At 74.5% G+C, this 20,770-nt stretch carries 19 protein-coding genes; 10 read left to right on the forward strand and 9 right to left on the reverse strand.

The features are described from left to right. Window positions 1-114: 114 nt before the first annotated feature. Complete coding sequence (locus AB0R04_RS37890) at window positions 115-1,629, reverse strand: LCP family protein (protein ID WP_363378632.1); 1,515 nt, start codon at window positions 1,627-1,629, stop codon at window positions 115-117. 447 nt (window positions 1,630-2,076) lie between these two features. On the opposite strand from AB0R04_RS37890, the gene AB0R04_RS37895 reads away from it, so the two are divergent. The 5 genes from AB0R04_RS37895 (at window position 2,077) to AB0R04_RS37915 (ending at window position 6,971) form a co-directional block, all read left to right on the forward strand. Next, window positions 2,077-2,454, forward strand: coding sequence for a hypothetical protein (locus AB0R04_RS37895; protein WP_363378602.1), 378 nt, complete (start codon window positions 2,077-2,079; stop codon window positions 2,452-2,454). Window positions 2,455-2,554: 100 nt separating this feature from the next. Further along, window positions 2,555-3,817 carry an aminotransferase class I/II-fold pyridoxal phosphate-dependent enzyme gene (locus tag AB0R04_RS37900; RefSeq protein ID WP_363378604.1) on the forward strand — a complete coding sequence of 421 codons (1,263 nt, stop codon included), beginning with the start codon at window positions 2,555-2,557 and terminating at the stop codon, window positions 3,815-3,817. 127 nt (window positions 3,818-3,944) lie between these two features. Continuing rightward, window positions 3,945-4,796 (forward strand): SDR family NAD(P)-dependent oxidoreductase, encoded by an 852-nt coding sequence (locus AB0R04_RS37905; RefSeq protein ID WP_363378606.1) that lies wholly within the window; start codon window positions 3,945-3,947, stop codon window positions 4,794-4,796. Between the two features lie 258 nt (window positions 4,797-5,054). After that, a complete protein-coding gene (locus AB0R04_RS37910; RefSeq protein WP_363378608.1) occupies window positions 5,055-6,263 on the forward strand; it encodes an ROK family transcriptional regulator in 1,209 nt (402 codons plus the stop codon). 186 nt (window positions 6,264-6,449) lie between these two features. Further along, a complete protein-coding gene (locus tag AB0R04_RS37915; RefSeq protein ID WP_363378610.1) occupies window positions 6,450-6,971 on the forward strand; it encodes a hypothetical protein in 522 nt (173 codons plus the stop codon). Here the strand turns inward: AB0R04_RS37915 and AB0R04_RS37920 are convergent. The 5 genes from AB0R04_RS37920 to AB0R04_RS37940 form a co-directional block, all read right to left on the reverse strand. After that, a complete protein-coding gene (locus AB0R04_RS37920) occupies window positions 6,929-7,705 on the reverse strand; it encodes a transcriptional regulator (protein ID WP_363378612.1) in 777 nt (258 codons plus the stop codon). The two genes, AB0R04_RS37915 and AB0R04_RS37920, sit on opposite strands and share 43 nt — an antisense overlap. A 143-nt stretch (window positions 7,706-7,848) precedes the next feature. Then, the gene (locus tag AB0R04_RS37925; RefSeq protein WP_063350735.1) at window positions 7,849-8,250 is read right to left on the reverse strand and encodes a hypothetical protein; all 402 of its coding nucleotides are present in this window, start codon (window positions 8,248-8,250) and stop codon (window positions 7,849-7,851) included. A gap of 205 nt (window positions 8,251-8,455) precedes the next feature. After that, window positions 8,456-9,355, reverse strand: coding sequence for a 2-dehydropantoate 2-reductase (locus AB0R04_RS37930; RefSeq protein WP_363378614.1), 900 nt, complete (start codon window positions 9,353-9,355; stop codon window positions 8,456-8,458). Between the two features lie 90 nt (window positions 9,356-9,445). Further along, complete coding sequence (locus tag AB0R04_RS37935) at window positions 9,446-9,985, reverse strand: hypothetical protein (RefSeq protein ID WP_363378615.1); 540 nt, start codon at window positions 9,983-9,985, stop codon at window positions 9,446-9,448. A gap of 179 nt (window positions 9,986-10,164) precedes the next feature. Next, on the reverse strand, window positions 10,165-12,309 hold the full coding sequence (locus AB0R04_RS37940; protein WP_363378617.1) for a serine/threonine-protein kinase: 2,145 nt from the start codon (window positions 12,307-12,309) through the stop codon (window positions 10,165-10,167). A 278-nt stretch (window positions 12,310-12,587) separates the two neighbouring features. Here AB0R04_RS37940 and AB0R04_RS37945 point away from each other — a divergent pair, with 278 nt between their 5' ends. The 3 genes from AB0R04_RS37945 (at window position 12,588) to AB0R04_RS37955 (ending at window position 16,199) form a co-directional block, all read left to right on the forward strand. Beyond that, complete coding sequence (locus tag AB0R04_RS37945) at window positions 12,588-13,358, forward strand: ABC transporter ATP-binding protein (RefSeq protein WP_363378634.1); 771 nt, start codon at window positions 12,588-12,590, stop codon at window positions 13,356-13,358. Continuing rightward, window positions 13,355-14,743 carry an FtsX-like permease family protein gene (locus AB0R04_RS37950; protein WP_363378619.1) on the forward strand — a complete coding sequence of 463 codons (1,389 nt, stop codon included), beginning with the start codon at window positions 13,355-13,357 and terminating at the stop codon, window positions 14,741-14,743. Before AB0R04_RS37945 ends, AB0R04_RS37950 begins: the two co-directional genes overlap by 4 nt. Window positions 14,744-14,867: 124 nt before the next feature. Further along, the gene (locus AB0R04_RS37955; protein WP_363378621.1) at window positions 14,868-16,199 is read left to right on the forward strand and encodes a sensor domain-containing protein; all 1,332 of its coding nucleotides are present in this window, start codon (window positions 14,868-14,870) and stop codon (window positions 16,197-16,199) included. 44 nt (window positions 16,200-16,243) lie between these two features. Here AB0R04_RS37955 and AB0R04_RS37960 read toward each other — a convergent pair whose 3' ends face one another. From AB0R04_RS37960 to AB0R04_RS37970, 3 genes are all read right to left on the reverse strand, one after another. Next, window positions 16,244-16,909, reverse strand: a complete 666-nt coding sequence (locus AB0R04_RS37960) for a response regulator transcription factor (protein WP_363378622.1) — start codon at window positions 16,907-16,909, stop codon at window positions 16,244-16,246. Window positions 16,910-17,063: 154 nt separating this feature from the next. After that, a complete protein-coding gene (locus AB0R04_RS37965) occupies window positions 17,064-17,594 on the reverse strand; it encodes a DUF5959 family protein (protein ID WP_363378624.1) in 531 nt (176 codons plus the stop codon). A gap of 265 nt (window positions 17,595-17,859) precedes the next feature. Then, window positions 17,860-18,864: a ScbA/BarX family gamma-butyrolactone biosynthesis protein gene (locus AB0R04_RS37970; protein WP_363378626.1), complete on the reverse strand. Its 1,005-nt coding sequence runs from the start codon at window positions 18,862-18,864 to the stop codon at window positions 17,860-17,862. A 461-nt stretch (window positions 18,865-19,325) separates the two neighbouring features. Here AB0R04_RS37970 and AB0R04_RS37975 point away from each other — a divergent pair, with 461 nt between their 5' ends. Both AB0R04_RS37975 and AB0R04_RS37980 read left to right on the forward strand, forming a co-directional pair. Then, window positions 19,326-19,979 (forward strand): ScbR family autoregulator-binding transcription factor, encoded by a 654-nt coding sequence (locus tag AB0R04_RS37975; RefSeq protein ID WP_363378628.1) that lies wholly within the window; start codon window positions 19,326-19,328, stop codon window positions 19,977-19,979. 235 nt (window positions 19,980-20,214) lie between these two features. Beyond that, window positions 20,215-20,770 (forward strand): AfsR/SARP family transcriptional regulator (locus tag AB0R04_RS37980; RefSeq protein WP_363378630.1); only part of this gene is annotated, 556 nt, incomplete at its 3' end.

The raw sequence follows: 20,770 nt of genomic DNA on the forward strand, positions 1-20,770 counted from the left end.
AGCGGGAGTTCCTGGCGCTCGGGGACTGGCCGACCGATCTGACGATCGCCCTGGACGGTGCCCTGCGGATCAGGATCCGCAGGCGCCCCGCCGTCGTCGTACGTCCCGTCCGGGTCAGCCGTACGACACGTTGGCGCACGGGTCGTCGTCGGCCGACCGGGCGGCGTTGGCGACGCTGCTGGGCACCGGGGCCGGAGCAGCCGGGGCCCCGCCGGGCGACGTGGAGGCGGCCGGGTCGGCGGCGCCGGCCGGATTGGCGGCGGCGAAGTCGTGGCCGAGCACCACGCTGACGCCCTTGCCGCCGGCCTGCACGGTGGCGCCCGGGAACAGCTTGGCGACCGCGTCGGCCGCGGCGCGCTCGCCCGCGCCGTACTCGACGACCGTGGTGGCGCGCGGCTTGCCGGTCGCGTTGCCGACGCTGGTCACGGTGTAGCCGGCACCCTTGACGGCCTCCGCGGCCTTGCCGCCGAGCCCGGTCGCGCCGGTGCCGTTGAGCACGGCGACCTTCACGTCGGCGGGCTTGGCCTCGCCGCTCTTGGCGTCCGGGACGGGGGTGGTGGCGGTGGGGCTGGGGGTGGCCTCGGCGGCGGGGGTGCCTGGTGCGGCGGAGTCCGCGGCGGTGGCGCTCGCGTCCTGGCCGTCCAGGGTGCGGTCGGCCTTGAGTGCGGCCCAGAGCTGGTCCGAGTCGGGGTGGAGCAGGGCGACCCGCGGGCCCTCGTAGCGCCACGGCGCCGTCACGAACTTGACGTCGTGCAGGTTGACGTCCTTGAGTGACATGGCGAAGGAGAGCAGCTTGGCCGCCGAGCCGAGGTCGGGGTCGACGGTGAGCGACTTGGTCGCGGCGTCGGCGAGCGGCAGCAGGGTGGTCGGGTCCATGCCGCGGGACTTGACCTCCTTGATGAGCGAGGAGAGGAAGGCCTGCTGACGCTTGGTGCGGCCGATGTCGGAGCCGTCGCCGATGCCGTGCCGCACCCGGACGAAGTCGAGCGCGGACTGGCCCTCCACCTTCTGTTTGCCCTTGGGGAAGACCAGCTTGCCCTTCTTGCCCAGGTTCGGGTTGAGATCGCCCTCGTGGATGTCGTTCGGCAGGCAGACCTCGACGCCGCCGACCGCCTTGGTCATCGAGGCGAAGCCGTTGAAGTCCACCACGATGGTGTGGTCGACCCGCAGGTTGGTGAGCTTCTCGACGGCGTTCTGGGTGCAGGCCGGGTTGCCCTGGTCGGTGTCGCCCACCGAGAAGGCGCTGTTGAACATCACATTGGTCTGTTCCTTGGTCCACTTGCCGTTCGGGAGCTTGCACGGCGGGATGGTGACCAGGGAGTCGCGGGGGATGGAGATGCCGACGGCGTGCTTGTGGTCGGCGTAGACGTGCAGCAGGATCGCGGTGTCCGAGCGGGCGCCGCCGTCCCCGCCGCCGCCGAGGTCGCTGTTGCCGTTGCCGCGGCTGTCCGAGCCGATCAGCAGGACGTTGACCGGGCTGCGGCCCTGGGCGTCCGGCGCCGCGGCGGCCGGGCGGTCCTTGCTGAGGGCGTCGCCGTCGAAGGTGGTGAGGTTGCTGTTCAGGCGGTAGTAGACGGCGCAGCCGCCGAGGACCAGGAGGGCGGTGCAGCCGGCCGTCGCCCAGAGCACCTTCTCCTTGGTGCTGCGCTTGGCCTTGGGCTTCGCCCGGCTCGTCCGGCTGGCCTGGCCGGCCCGGCCTGCCTGATCCGGCCGGCCGGCCTGGCCGCCGTCCGCCGGGCGGCCCTGCGCGGTGCGCTCCTCGGCTACGCGGCCGTCGGGTATGCGGCCCTCCGGCGAGCCGCCGGCTGCCCGGCGCGGCGATTTTCCGGCTCCGGGGGAACCCCTGCGACCAGACACGTCGTCATCCTCCACAGTTGCCACGAAACCCCCGTCGGACCGGCGGGCGTGCGTGGCCGGGGCCGGAGCCGATCCGGGCAGGCCCGTCGCTAAACTTTTACACCGCTGTAGAAACTCAGTGGAGCATACTAGGCGCAGATGAGAAAACCACCTGGTCAGACCAGCGGATCCGGTCGGCCAGGCTCCTCTGTGCTGCTCAGAACCCGTACGAGGAGCACGATGACTCACCGGATCGCACGTTCGATAGCCGGCGCCCTGGTGGCACTGCTGGCCGCCGTCGGCCTCACCGCCGCGGCGTCGAGCGCGACGGCGACGGCCGCACCCCGGCCCGTCGCGGCCGCCGCCACCACCGTTTCCGTCACCGGCTCCGGCCCGGCCGCCCCGGCGGCGGGCCAGGCCGTCTCCGTCAGCACCCGGAGCGGTCAGACCGCGCCGGCCGCCCACCTCGCGGCCAAGGACGAGAAGAAGAAGTCGGGCTTCTTCGCCAAGCTCGGCAAGTTCCTGATCGTGGTGGTCATCCTGATCATCCTGTTCTTCGTGCTGCTGATCGTCGGCATCGTCTACGCCGCGAAGCGGATCTTCGGCCGCCGCAAGTGAACCGTGGTGGCCCGCCCCGGCGCCGCAGCGGCACCGGGGCGGGCCACCCGGGCGCGATTGGCCCTGGGCACGGCGTGCGACCGGACCGACGATGGGCGGCATGAGCGACTACCTCGGCCACCAGACCCCCGACGGACACCAGGCCTCTGGCGGACAGCAGACCCCCGACGGACACCGGGCCCCCGGCTCGCTGCGCCCCGAGAGCCGGATCGTCCACCCGCCCCTCGCGGACACCGCCGGCAGCCGTCCGATGGGCGTGCCGCTGCATCAGAGCCACCTCTTCGCCTTCGACACCAGCGACGCGCTCACCCAGGCCTTCAGCGGCCCGGGCGGGGCCTTCTTCTACAACCGCTACGGCAACCCGACCGTCCGTTCGCTGGAGACGGCGGTGGCCGACCTCGAAGGCGGCGCCGGTGCGATCGCCACCGCCTCCGGCATGGGCGCGATCAACACCGTCCTGCTCGCCCTGCTGCGCTCCGGCGACCACGTGATCGCCCAACGGAGCCTCTACGGCGGCACCTTCGCCGTGCTCGCCGACCTCGCCGAGCGCTGGGGGGTGGAGGTCACCCACGTCGGGGGCGACGACCCGGCCGAGGTCGAGGCGGCGCTGCGGCCCACCACCCGGCTGCTGCACCTGGAGACCATCTCCAACCCCACCACCAGGGTCACCGACCTGCCCGGGCTGATCGGCGTCGCCAAGCGGGCCGGGGTGGTCAGCGTCGTGGACAACACCTTCGCGACGCCGCTGCTCTGCCGGCCGATCGAGTACGGCGCGGACGTCGTCATCCACTCGGCCACCAAGTACCTCGGCGGCCACTCGGACGTCCTGGCCGGCGTCGCCGTTCTCGCGGACGCCGAACTGCACCGCAAGGTCTGGCACTACGCCATCGAACTCGGCGCCGCCGCCGACCCGTTCGCCGCCTGGCTGACCCTGCGCGGCCTCCAGACCCTCGCCCTGCGGGTCCGCCGGCACTGCGAGACCGCGCTCGACCTGGCCGGCCGCCTCGCCGCCCACCCCGCGGTCGGGGCCGTCCACTATCCGGGCCTGCCCGGGCACCCCGACCACGACCTCGCCCGCCGGCTCCTGCCCGATGGCCACGGCGGCGTCCTGGCCTTCGACCTCGTCGGCGGCCGCGAGGCGGCCCGCACCTTCACCGAGTCCGTCCGCCTGGCCGCCCTCGCACCCTCCCTCGGCGGCGTGCACACCCTCGTGCTCCACCCGGCCAGCACCTCCCACCGCCAGCTCGACGACGCCGAGTTGGCCGCCGCCGGGATCGGCCCGGGGACGGTGCGGGTGTCGGTGGGCATCGAGCACCCCGAGGACCTGTGGGCGGACGTGGAGGGCGCCCTGGCGAAGGTGTGACGGCAGCCCGCCCGGCGCCGACGGGCTGCCGATCGCGTTTGCGTGCGCGTGCACCTAAATATAGAGTGCGTGCACACGCACACACTCTGCCCCGGAGAAGTCCGGGGAGACCCGAGGAGAGACCTCCATGGACACCGACGCCGCCCCGATCGTCCTCATCACCGGCACCTCCTCCGGGATCGGCCTCGCCACCGCCGTGGCCGCCGCCCGCGCCGGGTACGGCGTCGTCGCCACCATGCGCGACACCGGACGGGCCGAAGCCCTGCGGCGTGCCGCCGCCGAGGCGGGCGTCGACGGGCGGATCGAGGTCGAGCAGCTGGACGTCACCGACCCGGCCTCCGTCACCGCCTGCCTGGAGACCGTCCTCGTCCGGCACGGCCGGCTCGACGCGGTGGTCAACAACGCGGGCGCCGGCCACGTCGGCACGATCGAGCAGGACGGGACGGCGCCGGTGCGGGCCGCCATGGAGGTGAACTTCTTCGGCGTGGTCGAGGTCACCCGGGCCGCACTGCCGCACCTGCGGGCCTCCGGCGGCCGGGTCATCACCGTGACCAGCGTCGGCGGCGTGGTCGGACAGCCCTTCAACGAGGCGTACTGCGCCGCCAAGTTCGCCGTCGAGGGCTTCATGGAGTCGCTGGCGCCGGTCGCCGCCACCGTCGGCGTGCACGTCACCGTCGTCGAACCGGGCGCCGTCGCCAGCGAGTTCATCGGAAACCAGGCCATCGACCTGCCCGCGCTGACCGCCGCGGCCGGCCCGTACGCCCCCGCCCTGCGGGCCTACGTCGACCGCACGCTGAAGGCCTTCGCCCAGGCCCAGACCCCGGAGCAGGCGGCCGCCCCGATCGTCGCGGCCCTCACCGCCGAGCGGCCGCCGCTGCGGGTGCAGACCTCCGAGGCGGCCCGGGCCTTCGCCGGCACCAAGCTGGCCGACCTGGACGGCTCGGTGGTGCGGCGGATGACGGGCGGCTGGGTGGCCTGAGGGATCCGACCCGGGGCCTGACGCGGCTGACAGGTCCGACGGGCTTGACGGGCCCGATGGTCCCGCTCGGGGCGGCTCGGGGCTGCTCAGGGCGGTACGGGGCTGCTCGGGACGGTACAGGGCCGGCGGCCGGGGTGGGAACGGAATGATCGCCGGTCATACTTGGGCGGCGGCGCCCGACACCGGACGCCGCGGGCCGTGCCGGCACCGCCCGGCGCAGCCCGCCCGCCAGCCGTCCCGCCCAGACCGGAGGAACCGATGAGCAGCCACCTGCCGACCCACCGCCCGGCGGCCGGGGCCCCGGCAGTGCCGTGGAACCGGCAGCGGCTGCGCAGCAACAACGAATGGCTGCTGCTCGAACTGCTGCGCACCGGCGGCGGCTCCTCGCGCGCCCAACTCGCCCGGGACACCGGCCTGTCCAAGCCCACCGTCTCCGCCGCCCTGGCCGCCCTGGAGCAGGCCGGGCTGGTCCGCGAGGCCGGCCGGCTGGCCCCCGAGCGCGGCCGCACCGCGGTGCTGTACGAGGTCGACCCGGCCGCCGGGCACGTGCTCGGCGTGGACATCGGGCGGGCCAGGCTGCGGGTCGCCGTCGCGGACCTCGCCGGGACGGTCGTCGCCCGCCGCGACGTGGCCAACCGGGGCCGCTCGGCGAACGCCGTCGCCGACGCCGTGGTCGCCGCCGCCCACGAGGCCATCGACGAGGCGGGCCTGGCCGCCGACGACATCGTGCACGCGGTGATCGGCACCCCGGGCGTGTGGGACGAGCAGCGGCGCGGCGTGCGCTACGCCACCAGCCTGCCCGGTTGGGGCCGGCCCGGTCTGTTCGACCGGATCGGGGAGGGCCTGGGGGTGGCCGTCACCGTGGCCAACGACGCCAACCTGGCCGCGCTCGGCGAGTACACCCTCGGTGCCGGCCGGGGCAGTCGGATGTTCGCCTACCTGCTGGTCGGCACCGGCCTGGGCGTCGGCGTGGTCAAGGACGGCGAACTGCTGCTCGGCGCGCACGGCGCGCTGGGCGAGATCGGCCTGGTGCCGCTGCCCGCCCGCGCCGGTGAGCCTCCGGCGACCATCGAGCAGGAGGCCGCCGCGGACGCCGTGGTGCGCACCGCCCAGGACCTCGGGCTGGGCGGCGCGCCCACGGCCAAGCAGGTCTTCGAACGGGCCCGGGCCGGTGACCTGGCGGCGGTCCGGGCCGTCGACCGTGAAGCCGGCCAACTCGCCTACGCCGTCGCCGTGTTGTCCGCCGTACTGGACCCGGACCTGGTGGTCCTAGGCGGCGGCATCGGCAACAGCGCGGACCTGCTCCTGGAGCCGCTGGAGCAGGCCCTGCACCGGATCGCCCCGATGCGTCCGACGCTCGCGCCGAGCCTGCTGGGGGAGGAGGCGGTCCTTCTCGGCGCGGTCGCCACCGCCCTGGAGACCGCGCGCCCCGAGGTGTTCGAGCGCCGGACGGCGGGGCTGCCCTAACGGCGGCCCATGGCCCGGCGAGCGGCTCGGCGGTTCGGCGCAGCGTGACGGCGGACCGGAGGGTGGCGACGCTCGGTGGTCGGCAGATCTCGATCTGCCAACGAGTGGGAGATCCGTGCACGGATCGTGTGCGGGCTCTGCTTGAATCGCACACCTCATCCAAACGGAACGGAGCGTTCTCCACCCATGCCTTCACGCATACGCGGGCGTCGGCGCGCCGGCCTGGCCGGCTTCGCCGGACTCGTCCTCACCGTCGGTCTGGCGCTGACCGGTTGCGACCCGTCGGCCGCCGACGGCGGAGCCAAGGCCTCGCCCCCGGTGACCGCCCCGGCGGCCGCCACCAGCCAGTCGACCCCGCCGGCCGCACCGCCCGCCGCGCCCCCGGCCAGCACGCCGCCGCCCGCGTCCGACCCCGCGCCGAGCACACCGGCCGCCCCCGCACCGGCCGCCCCCGGCACCCACGCGCCGTCGCCCACCCCGAAGGCGCCGCAGCCGACGACCACCACGGCCCAGCCGCCGGCCGCCCCGGAGCCGCAGCACACCGCGGCGGCCGGCGGCGCGGAGTGCGAGCTCCGCTCGAACGCGGGGAACTGCTACGCGGCCGGGCAGTTCTGCCGCAACGCCGATCTCGGCAAGAGCACCCATGACGCCAACGGGGGGATGATCTACTGCCGGATGGTCAGCGGCAAGCCGCACTGGCAGGCCTGAGCGAGGCCGACCGGGTGCGGGGGGCGAGCCGTCAGTTCCCGTGCCCGGTCGGCCCGTTCTCGCGGCCCCGGGGGATCCTGGTCGAGCTGCCCGAGGGTGTCCCAGAACAGGTGCTCGTACGCTTGGAGCAGTCGGCCGTGCTCGCGGGCCGCGGCCAGGGTCGGCCCGTCCAGCGGGTCCGGCCCGAGGGCGTCGGCGGCCTGCTGTTCGAGCGCGGTGGCGGGTTGGGCGAAGAAGTCGAAGAATGCGCAGGCCTGGTCGGGGAAGCCGTAGTGGTCCCGCAGGGCCTGCGCGATGGTGGCACAGTAGCCGCCCCAGGCAGTGAAGTTGGTGACGAGGGCGACGGCTGCGGCGGTGGGCCCGCCGTTCAGCGCGAGCCAGGCGAGGTAGGCCGGGTAGGCCTGGCAGCCGGGCAGCGGTGGCCGGGCGGCGAGTTCGTCCGGGCCGAGGCCGCAGGCGGCGGCGAGGCCGGGCAGGGTGCGCAGCGCGGCGCTCTCGCCCTCGGCGAGGCTGGCGAACCAGGCGCTCACCGGACGGTCGGCGCTGCGGGTGGCGAGCAGCAGCAGGCTGCGCCGGTCGGAGGCGATGATCCGGTGCTGCTGGGCGGCGAGTTCGGCCAGGGCCGAGCGGGGCGCCGTGCCGTCGGCGAGCGCCGTGACGAGTGCCGGGGCGGCGTCGCCGGGCGCCAACTCGGCGCGCAGGTCGCGGATCTGGTCGAGGATCGGGTGGTTCACCGGTGCCTCCGTGGTGCGGTTCGGTCCCGGTGCCATTCCTACCGCCTGGCGGGGCCCGGTCGGCGGCGACAGGCCGGGGCGGGCCCCGGGTTGCTCCCGGCCCCGCGGGTGCGGGGCCGGGAGCGGGCGGTGCGGCAGGTGGCTCAGGACCCGGCGCAGGCGCTGGTCACGTCGCCGGCGGCGTCGGTGATCGCCCCGATGTCGGGCATCTTGCCCTTGGAGACGTTGTCCTGGGCGCTGGAGACGGCCTTGTTCAGCTTGTCGGTGGCCTTGTCGAGCTTGTCCCCACTGTTGTGGTCGCGGAGCTTCTTGATGTCGTCGCCGACCTTCTTCAGAGCGTCGGCGGTGTGCTTGCGGCGCTCCTGGTCGGTGAGTTGGCCGACGTTGATGGCCGATGAGGCGAGGTCCTGGATGTCGCCGGTGATGCTGACGGCCTGTTTGCCGCAGTCGAGTGCCTGGTCGACGTCCTTGCACGCGCTGAGTAGTGGAGCGGTGGCGAGCAGCGCGAGTGCGGCGGCGGCCAGTCGGTACGGTTTCCTTGTCATGTCTGTATCCCTCCCGCCGGCAACAACGCCTGATCGCCCACTCGTGGTTCCGCCCGATCGGGTGAATCATGGGTGAACCTTTACTGTCGGCCGGGAACGGGAGTTGATGGAACATCAGATTCCGGGCTCGACTTCGCCGAATTCACCGATGTCACCGACTTCACGTCAGAGGCCCTGCCCCACGACGTGAAGTCGGCTGCGGGTGCTACCGGTTGGCCGGTTCAGACAGGTCGCGCACCAGTCCGGCGAGGGCCGGGGTGTCGACCCCGTGCGCGGCGGCGGCCCGCAGGACGGCGCCGCCGATGGCGTCCAGTTCGATCGGACGGCCGGCCTCCACGTCGCGCTGCATCGAGGACTTCATCGACCCGGGCACCCGGTCGAAGGCGGTGAGCAGTGCCTGTGCGTCCGCCGGGGCGCCCGCCGCGCCGGAGACGGCCGCGATCTCGTCGAGGACGGTGAGCAGTTCGGACCGGTGCTCGGTGCGCACGACGCCGACCTCGCTGCGGTGGCGGGTGGTGAGCAGCGCGAACGGGGCGAGGAAGGAGAGCTTGTTCCAGAGCATCGCGGTCTCGTCCTCGCGCAGCGTGACATCGAGGCCGGCGCGCCGCAGCTGATCGGCCAAGTCCACTACCAGTCCGGCCAGTTCGAGCACGGCGAAGGGGCTGGTGTGCTCGATCCGCCCAGGCGCGGTGCGAGTGGCCTCGACCCGGATCGTGCCGGCCGCGACCTGCCCGGCCGGGTAGCGCTCGCGCAGCGCCGTGACGTGGTCGATTCCGTTGAGCAGCGGCACCACGACGGCGGAGCCGAGGGCCTGCGGCGGCATCCGGTCGAGCGCGTCGGCCAGCGCCGTCGCCTTGACGGTCACGAACACGGCGTCGACCGGCTCGCGCAGTTCGGTGGCGGCTTCGACCCGGGCGGTGAAATCACCGAACTGCCCACTGCGGACGTGCAGTCCGTCCCGGTTGAGGACGGCGGCGGTCTCCTCGCCGGCCAGGCAGATCACCCGGTGCCCGGCGCGCGCGAGCAGGCCGCCGATCAGGCCGCCGACGCCGCCAGGCCCGAGGACGGCGATGGTCGAGGGAGTGGTCGCGGGGGTGGTGGTCATGTCGACTCCTGGTGAGGGGGTGAGGGGTGGTGGGCTTCCGAGGAACGGCCCGACGAACCGGCCGGCGAGTGCCACGGCCCGGCGGCCCGGTCATGGCGCCGCCTCGTCCGGGGCGGCGGGGGCCGAGGAGGAGAGGGAGACGAGGCCGAAGGTGAACGGCGGTTCGTGGCGCGGCTTCCGCCCGCCGGCCGGGGTCCAGCGCACGGGGGTGTTTCGGCTGAGGCGCAGCGTGTCGTACCGGACGTTGCCGTGGACGGGGTCGGGGACGGGCAGGCCTTCGGCGCGCAGCGCCTCGACCACCTCGTGGGCCGGCCAGCCGAAGACGTCGATGCCGTGGAGGCCGACCGGGCAGGCGGCCGCACCCTCCACCGGCTCCACCGGGCAGCGCGACAGGAAGACGGCCCGGAGGTGCTCGCCCGGGCCCGAGCAGAGGGTGACGCCGACCCCGGGCAGGGTGAAGTGCAGCGCCCAGCTGGAGCCGCAGACGAAGGTGGGGTGCACACCGCCCGGGAGCGCCTCGCGGTGCGGGGCCAGCAGGCGGCGGACCGTCGCCTCGGTGAGGCCGAAGCGCAGTTCGGGCAGCGGCGCGGGCAGGCGGACGCCGTGGCCGGGCAGCAGGTCGATGGTCACCCGTTCATGATCCCTCGTCGGATGGGCGGCGCGGGGACCGGGGCGGGTGAGGCTCGGCTCGCGGGCGTACCGCGGCGGTGGCCCGAGCCGCGTCCTGCCGTCGGGCGTCGCGGCCGGTGAGCGGCGGCACCGACTCGCCGGGCGGGAGGCCGGCGCGCCCACCGCCCACCGTTGCCGGGTCAGCCGGCCGTCAGGCCGTTCAGCGCGTCGGTGACCTGACGGGCGAGGGCGGGCGGCAGCGCGGCGTAGCCCGACTGCGTCGCGGCCGGCTGGCCGGCGGCGCTCACCGCGTGGGAGAGCAGGCCTACCAGTGCCCGGGTCGGGTGGTTGTCGCGGTTGTCCGGTGCGTCGGTGCCGCAGAACACCGCGTAGCCGACCTGGACGAGCGGGTACGCGCCGGAGCCGGGGTTCGCGTAGTCGACGTCGACTGTCAGGTCGGTGCCCGTGCCGGTGACCTTGGCGCCGACCAGGGCAGCGGTGGCGGCCTCGGTGGTGGCGGCCACCGGGCCGGAGCCGGCGGACAGTTTGGCGGTCCGCAGCCCGTCGGCGTCCTTGAACGGGAGGAAGGCGATCGCGCCGGACTTGCCGGCCACCGTCGGGCGGACGGCGCCGAGGTCACCGACCGTCAGACCGCCCATCGCCTGGGCAGGCCAGGAGCGGGCGACCGCCGGGTACGGCCAGGCGGCGGGCGCGGCCTTGGCGAGGTAGCGGGTGAAGCCGAGCGTGATCGGCGACACGCCCGACGGGTGGACCGCGGTGATGGTCGTGTCGGGCAGCACCCGGCCGGGGTTGAGCGTGGCGATCGCAGGGTCCCGCCAGCTGGTGATCTGGCTGTTGAAGATCCGGGCCACCGTCGGGGCGTCCAGCACCAGCGAGTCGAGCCCGGGGACGTTGTAGACGACCGCGATCGGCAGGGCGGCGAGCGGGAGTTGGGCGGGCCGGGCGGCCGTGCACCGCTTGCCGAGGCCGGCGGCCTCGTCGCCCAGGGGTGCGTCGTCGAGGGTGACGGCGTCGACCTGGCCGGCGACGAACTGCTGGCCGGCGGTGCCGCTCACGTCGGTGGCGGTCACGTTCGCGGTGGGGCACGCCTGGTGGTAGTCGGCCGTCCAACGGCTCATGACGGTCTCCAACGGACCGTCTCCGCCCACGACAGCGCGGGCCGAAGGGCAGTCGGGCGGGCCTGACTGGCCTGGGTGGCCTGACTGGCCGGGAGTGGACGGCGCCGAGGCGGCCGGGGGCAGGGCACCGGCACCGCCGTTGTCCTTCTCCTTCTGCCGCAGCAGGACGGCCGTGCCGCCGGCCGCGGCCAACGCGACGGCGACCGCGACGACGAGCGCGGCCGTCCGGCGGCGTGGCCGGGGCACGGCGGTGCCGGACGGTGCCGGTATGACGGGGGGCCCGGTGGGCGGGGGGAAGGCGGGCGCGAGGGGTGCCGAGCGGACGTCCGGCTCGGTCGGAACGGGCGGCACGGTGGGCCGCTCCCACACGGTCGCGGGCCGGGTGTCGGGAGCGGCCGGGGGAGGCTCCACGCCCGCGACGGACCACGTCAGCAACGTCTCCAGGGTGGGCCGTCGCGCCGGCTCCTTGGCGAGGCAGGCCGCGACCATCGGGAGCAGCTCCGCCGCCAGCCCGGCGAGGTCCGGCTCCTCGTAGACGACCCGGAAGCCCACCGCGTGCGAGGAGTCCGCGCCGAACGGACCGCGCCCGGTGCCCGCGAAGGCCAGTACCGAACCGAGCGCGAACACGTCGGTGGCCGGGCTGGTGTCGCCGTGCCGGAACTGCTCCGGCGCCATGAACGGCGGTGTGCCGACGGCGACTCCGGTGCTGGTGAGCTGGGTGCCGTCCAGGGCGCGGGCGATGCCGAAGTCGATCACGCGGGGGCCGTCCTCGGCGAGCAGGACGTTGCCGGGCTTGAGGTCCCGGTGCACCAGCCCGGCGCGATGGATGTCCCGCAGCGCCTCCGCGAGGCCCGTCGCCAGCCGCCGTACCTCCGGCGGGCTCAACGGGCCCTGCCGGGCGACCCGTTCGGCCAGCGAAGGGCCCGGGACGTACAGGGTGGCCAGCCAGGGCGACGGGGCGTCGGGGTCCGCGTCGACGACGGGCGCGGTGAACGCCCCGCTCACCCGGCGGGCGGCCTCGACCTCGTGCCGGAACCGGGCCCGGAACTCTTCGTCCCCGGCGAGCTCGGGGCGGATCACCTTGAGCGCCACCTGCCGCCCGGACAGTGACCGCGCGCGGTACACGACGCCCATGCCGCCCGCGCCGATCCGGCCCTCCAGCCGGTACCCGCCGATCTCGCGCGGATCGTTCTCCAGCAAGGTCACGTGACCCCCGTCCTCAGACATCCGTCCCCCGTCCCCCGGTCAAACGGGAGCCAGCCTAGTACCGCACTGGTCGGCGCCGTGACGGTGGCTCGGGTCGGTCGACCTCGACCACGATGGCGCCGGGGTGAGAGGGGACCGCGACGGCCTCGACCCGACGTACGCGTCCTGGGTCCGGAGGTAGGACCACCTGCGGGGTTCGGTTTTCCGAACCCCGAATTGGGGGGCCAGCCCAATCGATTGTGCGGCCGTTCATGTCCAGGATGGAGGGCATGAACGGGATGACGACAGCCGCCGTGGCGGCGAGCGGTGAGGTGGCGGGCGCGGCCCTGACCGGGGACGGGCTGCACCGGGAGTACGGGCGGGGCGCGGCCGCCGTCCGGGCGCTGCGGGGGGTGTCCGTGGCCTTCGCGCCGGGGACGTTCACGGCGGTGATGGGGCCCTCGGGTTCCGGCAAGACGACGCTGCTGCACTGCCTCGCGGGGATGGACCGCCCCACCCGGGGCACCGTCCGCTGGGGTGGGACGGAGGTGTCCCGGCTGCCCGAGCGGCGGCTCGCGCAGCTGCGCCGCACCAGGGTGGGGTTCGTGTTCCAGGCGTTCAACCTGATGCCCGCGATGACCGTCGCGCAGAACGTCGAACTTCCCGGGCGGCTCGCGGGGGCGCGGCCGGACCGGGCGCAGGTGCGGGAGGCGCTCGCCAGGGTCGGCCTGTCCGGGCGGGAGCGGCACCGGCCCGGGCAGCTGTCCGGCGGCCAGCAGCAGCGGGTGGCGATCGCCCGGGCGCTGGTCGCGCGGCCGGCCGTGCTGTTCGCGGACGAGCCGACCGGCGCGCTCGACCGGGCGACCGGGCACGACATCCTCGACCTGCTGCGTTCCGGTGTGGACCTGGACGGGCGGACGTGTGTGATGGTCACCCACGATCCGGTGGCCGCCGGCTACGCGGACCGGGTGCTGCTGCTGGCCGACGGGCTGCTGGTGGACGAGCTCGACCGGCCGACCGCCGCACAGGTCGGCGAGCGGCTGAGCCGGCTGGGCGGGGGAGCACGATGAGCCCCGTCCTCTCCCTGGCGGCCGGCCAGATCCGGCGCCGACCGGCCTCCTTCGCCGGGCTGGCGGCGGCGCTGTTCCTGGCGGTGGCGACGGTGACGCTGTTCGGCTCGCTGGTCGCCGCCCAGGCCACGGCCCCCGCCGCGGTGACCCACCGGGCGGTGGCCGGGCCGGGCCTGTTGCTGATCGCGGGGGCGTTCGGTGAGATCGCCGTCCTGGTCGCGCTGTTCGTCGTGGTCAACGCGCTCGGCTTCACCCTCCGCCAGCAGCACCGCGACCTCGCCCTGCTGCGGACGGTCGCCGCGACACCCCGTCAGGTGCGTCGGCTGGTGCGGGCCCAGGTCGCGGCGACCATTCTGCTGATAGCCGTGCCCGGCGGCGCGGCGGGCACCCTCGCCGCCCGGGGCTTCCTCGCCGCGCTCCAACGGCGCGGGCTGGCCGCGTCCGGCCTGCGGATCCCCGGAACGCCGGTGCCGATGCTGGTCGCACTGGCGGTGGCGCTGCTGGTCGGCCTGGCCGCCACCGCCCTCGCCGCCCGACGGATCACCCGGCTCACCCCGGCCGCCGCGCTGACCGCGGACACCTCGGGCCAGCGGCGGGCGGGCGTGCTGCGGGTGCTGGCCGGGCTGGCCGTCCTGGCGGGCGGGGCGCTGCTGCTGCGGCTCGCCGCCACCAGAGGGGCCGGTGAACTGGACAAGGCGGGGCAGGCGGCGATGCTCGGCTCGCTGGTGCTGCTGATCGCCCTCGCGCTGCTCGGGCCACTCGCCGCCCGGGCCGTGGCCGCCGTGCTCGGCGCGCCGGTACGGGTGCTGGCCCCCGGGGCGGGCTGGCTCGCCGACGCCAACCTGCGCGGCTACGCGGCCCGGCTCTCCTCGGCCGTGGTGCCGGTCGCGCTCCTGGTCGGGCTGTCGGGCACCATGTTGATCATGACGAGCACCGCCGAGCACGTGGTCCGTACGACCGGCGCCACGACCAGCGTCACCAAGGCGACGGACGTCTGGCTGCGCGAGGCGGAACTGGGGATGCTGGTCTGCTTCGCAGCCGTCTCCACCGTCAACACGCTGGTCGCCCTGACGGCCGACCGGTGGCGCGAGTTCGCGCTACTGCGCCTGGTCGGCGCGACCAGGCGGCAACTGCTGCGGATGCTGTCCGTCGAGGCGGCCCTCACCACGGCGGTCGGCGTGCTGCTGGGTGCGGCGGTGGCGGCCGTCGCCACGGGGGCGTTCGCCCGGGCGGTGACGGGGTCGGTGCTGCCGATGGTGCCCGGCGCTGCGTGCGGCTGGGTGGTGGCGGGCGCGGCGGCGCTGACGGTACCGGGGATCCTGGGCACCGGCCTGCGGGCGATCCGGGGGCGCGCGGTCGAGGCGGTCGGCGGTGAGCGGGGGTGAGCGGGGGTGACCGGGCCCTTCGCCAGGTGCGGCGGGGTCGGGTCGAAGCCGCCTGGGTGTGTCGTCGAGGCGGTGAGTGCGGTGAGCACGGTGAGTGCGGTGAGTGGGAGTGGTGAGGTGGACGGTGGCTGAGCGTCGGCGGTATCTGTCGGTGCGCGGTGGCGAATTGGCCTTCGCGCTGCTCGGGCTGCCGATCGGCGTGCTCGGCGGGGTCTACGCCGTGGCCGTGCTCTATGCCGGGGCGTTGCTCTCGCTCACCGTGCTCGGGCTGCCGTTCGTGGTGGCCGCCCTGGCCGGGGCGCGCGGGCTGGGCGGGCTGCACCGGCGGCTGGTCGGGCGGCTGCTCGGCGAGCCGGTGCCGGCCCCGGGGGCGCTGCCCCGGCCGTCCGGGGCGATCGCCCGGGGCCGGGCGGTGCTGACCGACCCGGTGGCCTGGCGGGCACTGCTCTACCTGCTGCTGCGGCTGCCATTGGGGGTGCTCGGCTTCCTGGTCGCGGTCGGATTGCCGCTCAGCTGCGTCTGGTTGGTCGGCTTCCCGCTGTGGGTGCGCCTGCTGGAGCCCGGGCCGAGGCCGGTCGGCTGGCCGGACGTGGCCGGGGCCCCGGTCGGGCTCGCCGTACTGGCGGTGGTGCCGGCGGCGCTGCGGGCGGTGAGCGCGGCCAATCGGGGCCTCGCTCGGCTGCTGCTCGGCCCGGTGCGGTCGCAGGAGCGGGTGCGCGAGTTGGAGACCGCCCGGGCCACCCTGCTCGCCGAGAACACCGACCGGTTGCGCCGTCTCGAACGCGATCTGCACGACGGGACGCAGGCGCAACTGGTCGCGCTCGCCATCACGCTCTCGCTGGCCGACGACGCCCTCAGCGAGGTCACCGGCGAGGTCACCGGTGAGGCCGTTGGCGACGCCCAGCCCGGACCGACCGGGCAGCCCGGGCAGCCCGGCCCGCCCGGCACTCCGGAGGCCGAGCGCCTGCGCACCCTGGTCGACCGGGCTCGCCGGCAGACCGACGACACCATCGCGGAACTGCGCCGGCTCACCCGGGGCATCCACCCGGTGGCGCTGGACGGCGGCCTCGCCCAGGCACTGCCCGGGCTCACCGCCACCGCGCCGGTGCCGGTCACGGTCCGGCTGGATCTGAGGGAGCGGCCGGACGCGGCGATCGAGCAGGCCGTCTACTTCTGCGCGGCCGAGTTGCTGACCAACGTCGCCAAGCACAGCGGCGCGGCGGCGGCGGAGCTCACGGCGAGCGCAGCCGGCGGGCGGGTGCGGCTGACGGTGCGCGACGACGGCCGCGGGGGCGCCGCTCCGGGCGGGGGCTCCGGCAGAGGCTCCGGTTCGGGCTCCGGCTCGGGTCTGGCGGGCCTGGCCGAGCGGCTCGCGGCGGTGGACGGGGTGCTGCGGGTGGACAGTCCGCCTGGCGGGCCGACGACGGTCACCGCCGAACTGCCGAGCAGCCTGTGACGGGTGCCCGCGGCGGGGCCGTCCACGGCACCGCTGCTCCCGGCTCAGCCGCCGTTCTCGGCGAGGTAGGTGAGGACGGCTTTCACCCGCCGGTTGTCGGCTTCGGTCGCCGGCAGGTCGAACTTGGCGAAGACGGCGGCGACGTGCTTCTCCACCGCCCGCTCCGAGACCACGAGCAGCCCGGCGATCGAGCGGTTGGAGTGACCCTGCGCCATCAGCTCCAGCACCTCCCGTTCGCGCGGGGTGAGCGCGTCGACGCGGCTGCGCCGCCCGCCGTGCATCAGGCCGTTGACGATCTCCGGGTCGAGCGCCGTGCCGCCGGCCGCGACCCGCTGCAGCGCGTCCACGAACTCCGAGGTGCGGGCCACGCGTTCCTTGAGCAGATAGCCGACGCCGGCGGCGCCACCTGCGAGCAGCCGGGCCGCCCAGGCGGTCTCGACGTGCTGGGAGAAGACCAGGATGCCGACCCCGGGCGAGGTGGAGCGGAGCTCGACGGCGGCGCGGATGCCCTCGTCGGTGTGGCTGGGCGGCATCCGGATGTCGACCACGGCCACATCGGGCCGGTGCTCGGCGACGGCGGCGACGAGTTCGGGGGCCGTTCCGGCGGTGGCGACCACGGCGCACCCGCGCGCGGTGAGGAGTTCGACCATGCCGTCCCGGAGGATCACCGAGTCCTCGGCGAGGACGACGCGGAGCTGCTTCTCGATCATGTCGCCATTATCGGTGGCGGCCGGGCCACCGCCACCGCCACACCACCGTCACCGCCACCGGACCGGTCATGCTGCCGCTCGCCCTGCCCTGCCCGGCCCGGCCGCTCGCTGCGCCGGGCGTCGGCCCTGTCATCAAAATGATCTTGACAGTCCGTCAGTTGCCGTTCCCCTGCTGCCCGCGCCAGGCGTGGATGCCGGGGGCGACCTCGACCACCTCGAACGGGTAGGCGCCCCGGACGAGTTTGAGCAGGGCGCGCTGCTCGTCCAGCCAGCCGGGGGCGGGGGACAGGACGACCCGGAGGGTGACGCCGGAGTCCTCGGCGTCGGAGACGGTCACCCAGAGGCCGCCGGGCCGCCCCGGCTCGATCCGCAGCTCCGGGCCGTGCTCCTCGTCCAGCCAGCGCACTGCCTCGCGCCGCGCCAACCGTTCCAGGGCGGCTTCCCACTGCTGGAGCTGACGTTCCGTCACCAGCGTGACGAACTGCCCGCGGGCCGAGTCGGCGGTGACGGTGATCTCGCAGTCCAGCCAGTCGTGGCCGAGCAGGGAGCCCGGTGCGTGTCGCCCCAGGACCCGCACCCGTACGCTCCGGCCGCCGGTGCGCCCCTCGTGCCCGGTGGCGTCGTCGGTGCCGGGGCGGTCCGTCAGTCTGATCAACTCGTTCTGGTGCGAAGCGACTTCACGCACTGTGTACTCCCGGTCACTGCGAATCCAAGGGCTGACATCCTCGCGCAGGTGTTCGTCCGGTGCCAGTCCGTGGGAGGGGTTCGTCTCCGACGTGCCGACGGCCCGCTCGACCGTGGAGGTCGGGCGGGCCGGGTGGGACGGTGGGCGGCTGGCGGTCCGTGCTGGTCAGGGCTGGTCCGCGCTGGTCGGGACTGGTCGGGGCCGGCGCGGGTCGACGGGAGCCCGTGAGTGCCGGTCAGCGCCCGTCAGCGCCCGGCAGTGCCGGTCACCGCTGGTCGGCGTGGCCGGTCAGGACGGTGGTGAAGATCGGCTCGCCGTTCTGGTGGCCGGTGACGGTGGTGGTGAGGGCGTCCGGGTCGTCACCGGGGGTGTGCCGGGCGGTGATCGTGGTGGCGGCGTCGTGCTCGGCGTACCGGTGGTAGGTGGTCGCGGCGGAGGCGGGGATGACGGTGGCCGGTGAGACGAGCGCGTTGGTGGCCTGGCGGGCGGCCTCCAGCAGGACCATGCCGGGGACGTGGTCGTTGGCGTGGTCGAAGAGGATCGGGTGCCAGGGGTCGGGGGTGAGGTGCCAGGTCCCGGGTGCGTCGGCCGGGGTCAGGACGACGTCGCAGGGGCGGATCCGGCCCACTCGGCCCGGGGCCAGCGGCTCGCCGGAGACGGCGGGCGCCGGGTCGGCCTCGCGGCGGGCCCCGCGTAGCCGCCGGTAGGTGGAGTCCGGCACGGTGGTGAACCGGGTGTGTCCGGTGGCGGCGAGGTGGGCGCCGCGTCGGATGACGGCGCTGAGGGTGAAGTCGATGGTGGTGCCGCTCCGGCGCGGCTGCGGGACGAGTCTGGCCTCGATGCTGAGGTCGGTGGGCGCCGCGCCGATGAGCAGTTGGCGGGGGCGGGTGGTGTAGTCGAGGTTCCACATCATGAACTTGTGGTCGAGCGGGACGCCGAACCGGGTGTGCGCGAGGTAGAGCCCGGCTTGGCGGATCGTTTCAGCGGTCTGGATCGGGTCGTGCCGGGTTCCGTCGGGGGTGGTGAAGAAGGTGTGGGCGCGCGGCCACTGCGCGGTGACGGCGAAGGTCGTCTCGTTCAGCTGCTCGCTGCCGGTGAGGAAGACCTCGGCGTGGCAGGCCCGGTGGACGTACTCCTTGGCAACGGTGCTGGTCAGGCGCGGTGCCGGTCCGGTCGGCACGGACGGCCCGGCGGTGCGGCCGGGGGTGGTGCCGTGGTCCGCGCCGGCGGCGCGGGAGATGGCGGGGGCGCGGTAGGCAAGCAGGGTCATGGGAGCGCTCCGGAAGGCCGTGGCGGGCGGGGTGGGCTGCTCAGGGCTCGTAAGATACGTACCTTCCGGTTTGGTTTTCAAGGAGCCCGAACGAAGGTTCGTTGGCGGCCGAGCGTGGTCGGGTGGTCGCTCCAGGTGCCGCGTGATGGCCGTCCGGGTGGACCGAGCCTGGGGTGGATGCCGCCTGGCCTGCAAAGGAATCCCCAAAAGTGGGATGACAGGTGCATTATCACAGTGGGCCGTTTTCGGTGGGATGCGGCCAGAAGTGGGGAGCCGGATTCCGGCTCTGTCGGCTGGGGGAGGGGCGGCGGTCGCTTTCCCGCCCTGTGCCGTCCACGCGGTTTTCCTTCGCTCGAAGGCGGGTGCATGCGACCTGGGGAGGAGGGATCGCCGGTTGACCGGCGGGTAAGATACAGGGTGTTTGGTTTTGTTTGCCGAGCGGTTCAGGCGGGGTGGTTGCGGTGGTGCGGCAGGAGCGGGCGATCCGGACGCGTCGGCTGATCCTGGAGGCGGCGGCCTCGGTCTTCGACGAGCACGGGTACGAGGGGGCGACGATCGGCGAGGTGGTCGCCCGCGCGGGTGTGACCCGGGGCGCGGTGTACTTCCACTTCGCGTCGAAGCGGGAGCTCGCGCAGGGCGTCGTGGAGGAGCAGTTCGGTCGGGACGAGATCCCCGAACGGCATTGCAAGCTCCAGGAGTTCGTCGACCTGGGGATGGTCGTCGCGCATCTCATGCCGCGTGACCCGCTGCTGAGCGCGGGCGCGCGGCTCTCGCTCGGCCAGGACGTGTTCGGCGACCTCGGCGGTGGTGCCACGCCCGGGTGGATCGCCCGGCTGGAGGCGGTGCTGACGGCGGCCGGCGAGCGGGGCGAGCTGCTGCCGCACGTGCTGCCGGCCGAGACGGCGTGGCTGGTGACGGGTGCCTGGACGGGCGTGCAGATCCAGTCCCAGAAGATGTCCGGCCGGGCGGATCTGGAGCGCCGGGTGGCCGTGCTGTACCGGCACGTGATGCCGAGCATCACCGTCCCCGGGGTGCTGGCCACGCTGGACCTGGGCTCGGACCGTGGTGAGCGGGTGGTGGCCGAGCTGGCGGCGGCCCGTGCGGGCGGGGCCTGAGAGTGTGCGTCCGGGGTTGACGCGGCGGGGCTCGCGGCGGCGGTCATTCCGGTTGGTCGCAGCAGTCCGGGGCTCGATTGTCCGTTCAAAAACAAACAGCTCGTTCGGTTTTGTCTTGACAAACCGTCCGTCCTGTTTTTGGATGAGCACCCGGTGCTCGGCTGTGCGGTAGCCGCAGCACCGGCCGGCCGGTGGCCGTCGGGGTCGCCGATCCGTCTGGATTGGGGTGGACGTCATGGAGATCCGGGTGTTAGGGGCCTTGGGGGTCCAGGTGTGCGGGGTGTCGGTGGTGCCCTCGGCGCCGAAACCACGGCAAGTGCTCGCCCTGCTGGCCCTGCGCGCCGACCAGGTCATCTCGGCGGGCGTCCTCGCCGAGGAACTGTGGTCCGGCCATCCGCCGCGCAGCGCGCGCACCACCGTCCAGACCTACGTCCTCCAACTGCGCGACCTCATCGACCGGGCGCTCGCCCACCGCGATGACGCCGGGGGAGCGTGCGGAGCCAAGGGCGTCCTGGTGACCTCGCCCGGCGGCTACCGGCTCGACAGCGGCGGCGGACTGGTCGACCTCCAGGAGTTCGACCGCCTCGCGGGCCTCGGCTACCGGGCCATGGACGGCGGCGACTTCCCGCTCGCCGCCCGCCAGTTGGGCGAGGCGCTCGGCCTGTGGCGCGGTCCGGCCTTCGCCGACATCCCGCTCGGCGGTCAACTCGCCGTCGAGGCCAAGCGGTTGGAGGAGACCCGGCTCTGCGCCCTGGACCAGCGGATCGAGGCCGACCTGCGGCTGGGCCGCC

It is taken from the genome of Kitasatospora sp. NPDC056731 (genome assembly GCF_040687675.1).
In the GTDB taxonomy this organism is placed as follows: Bacteria; Actinomycetota; Actinomycetes; order Streptomycetales; family Streptomycetaceae; genus Kitasatospora.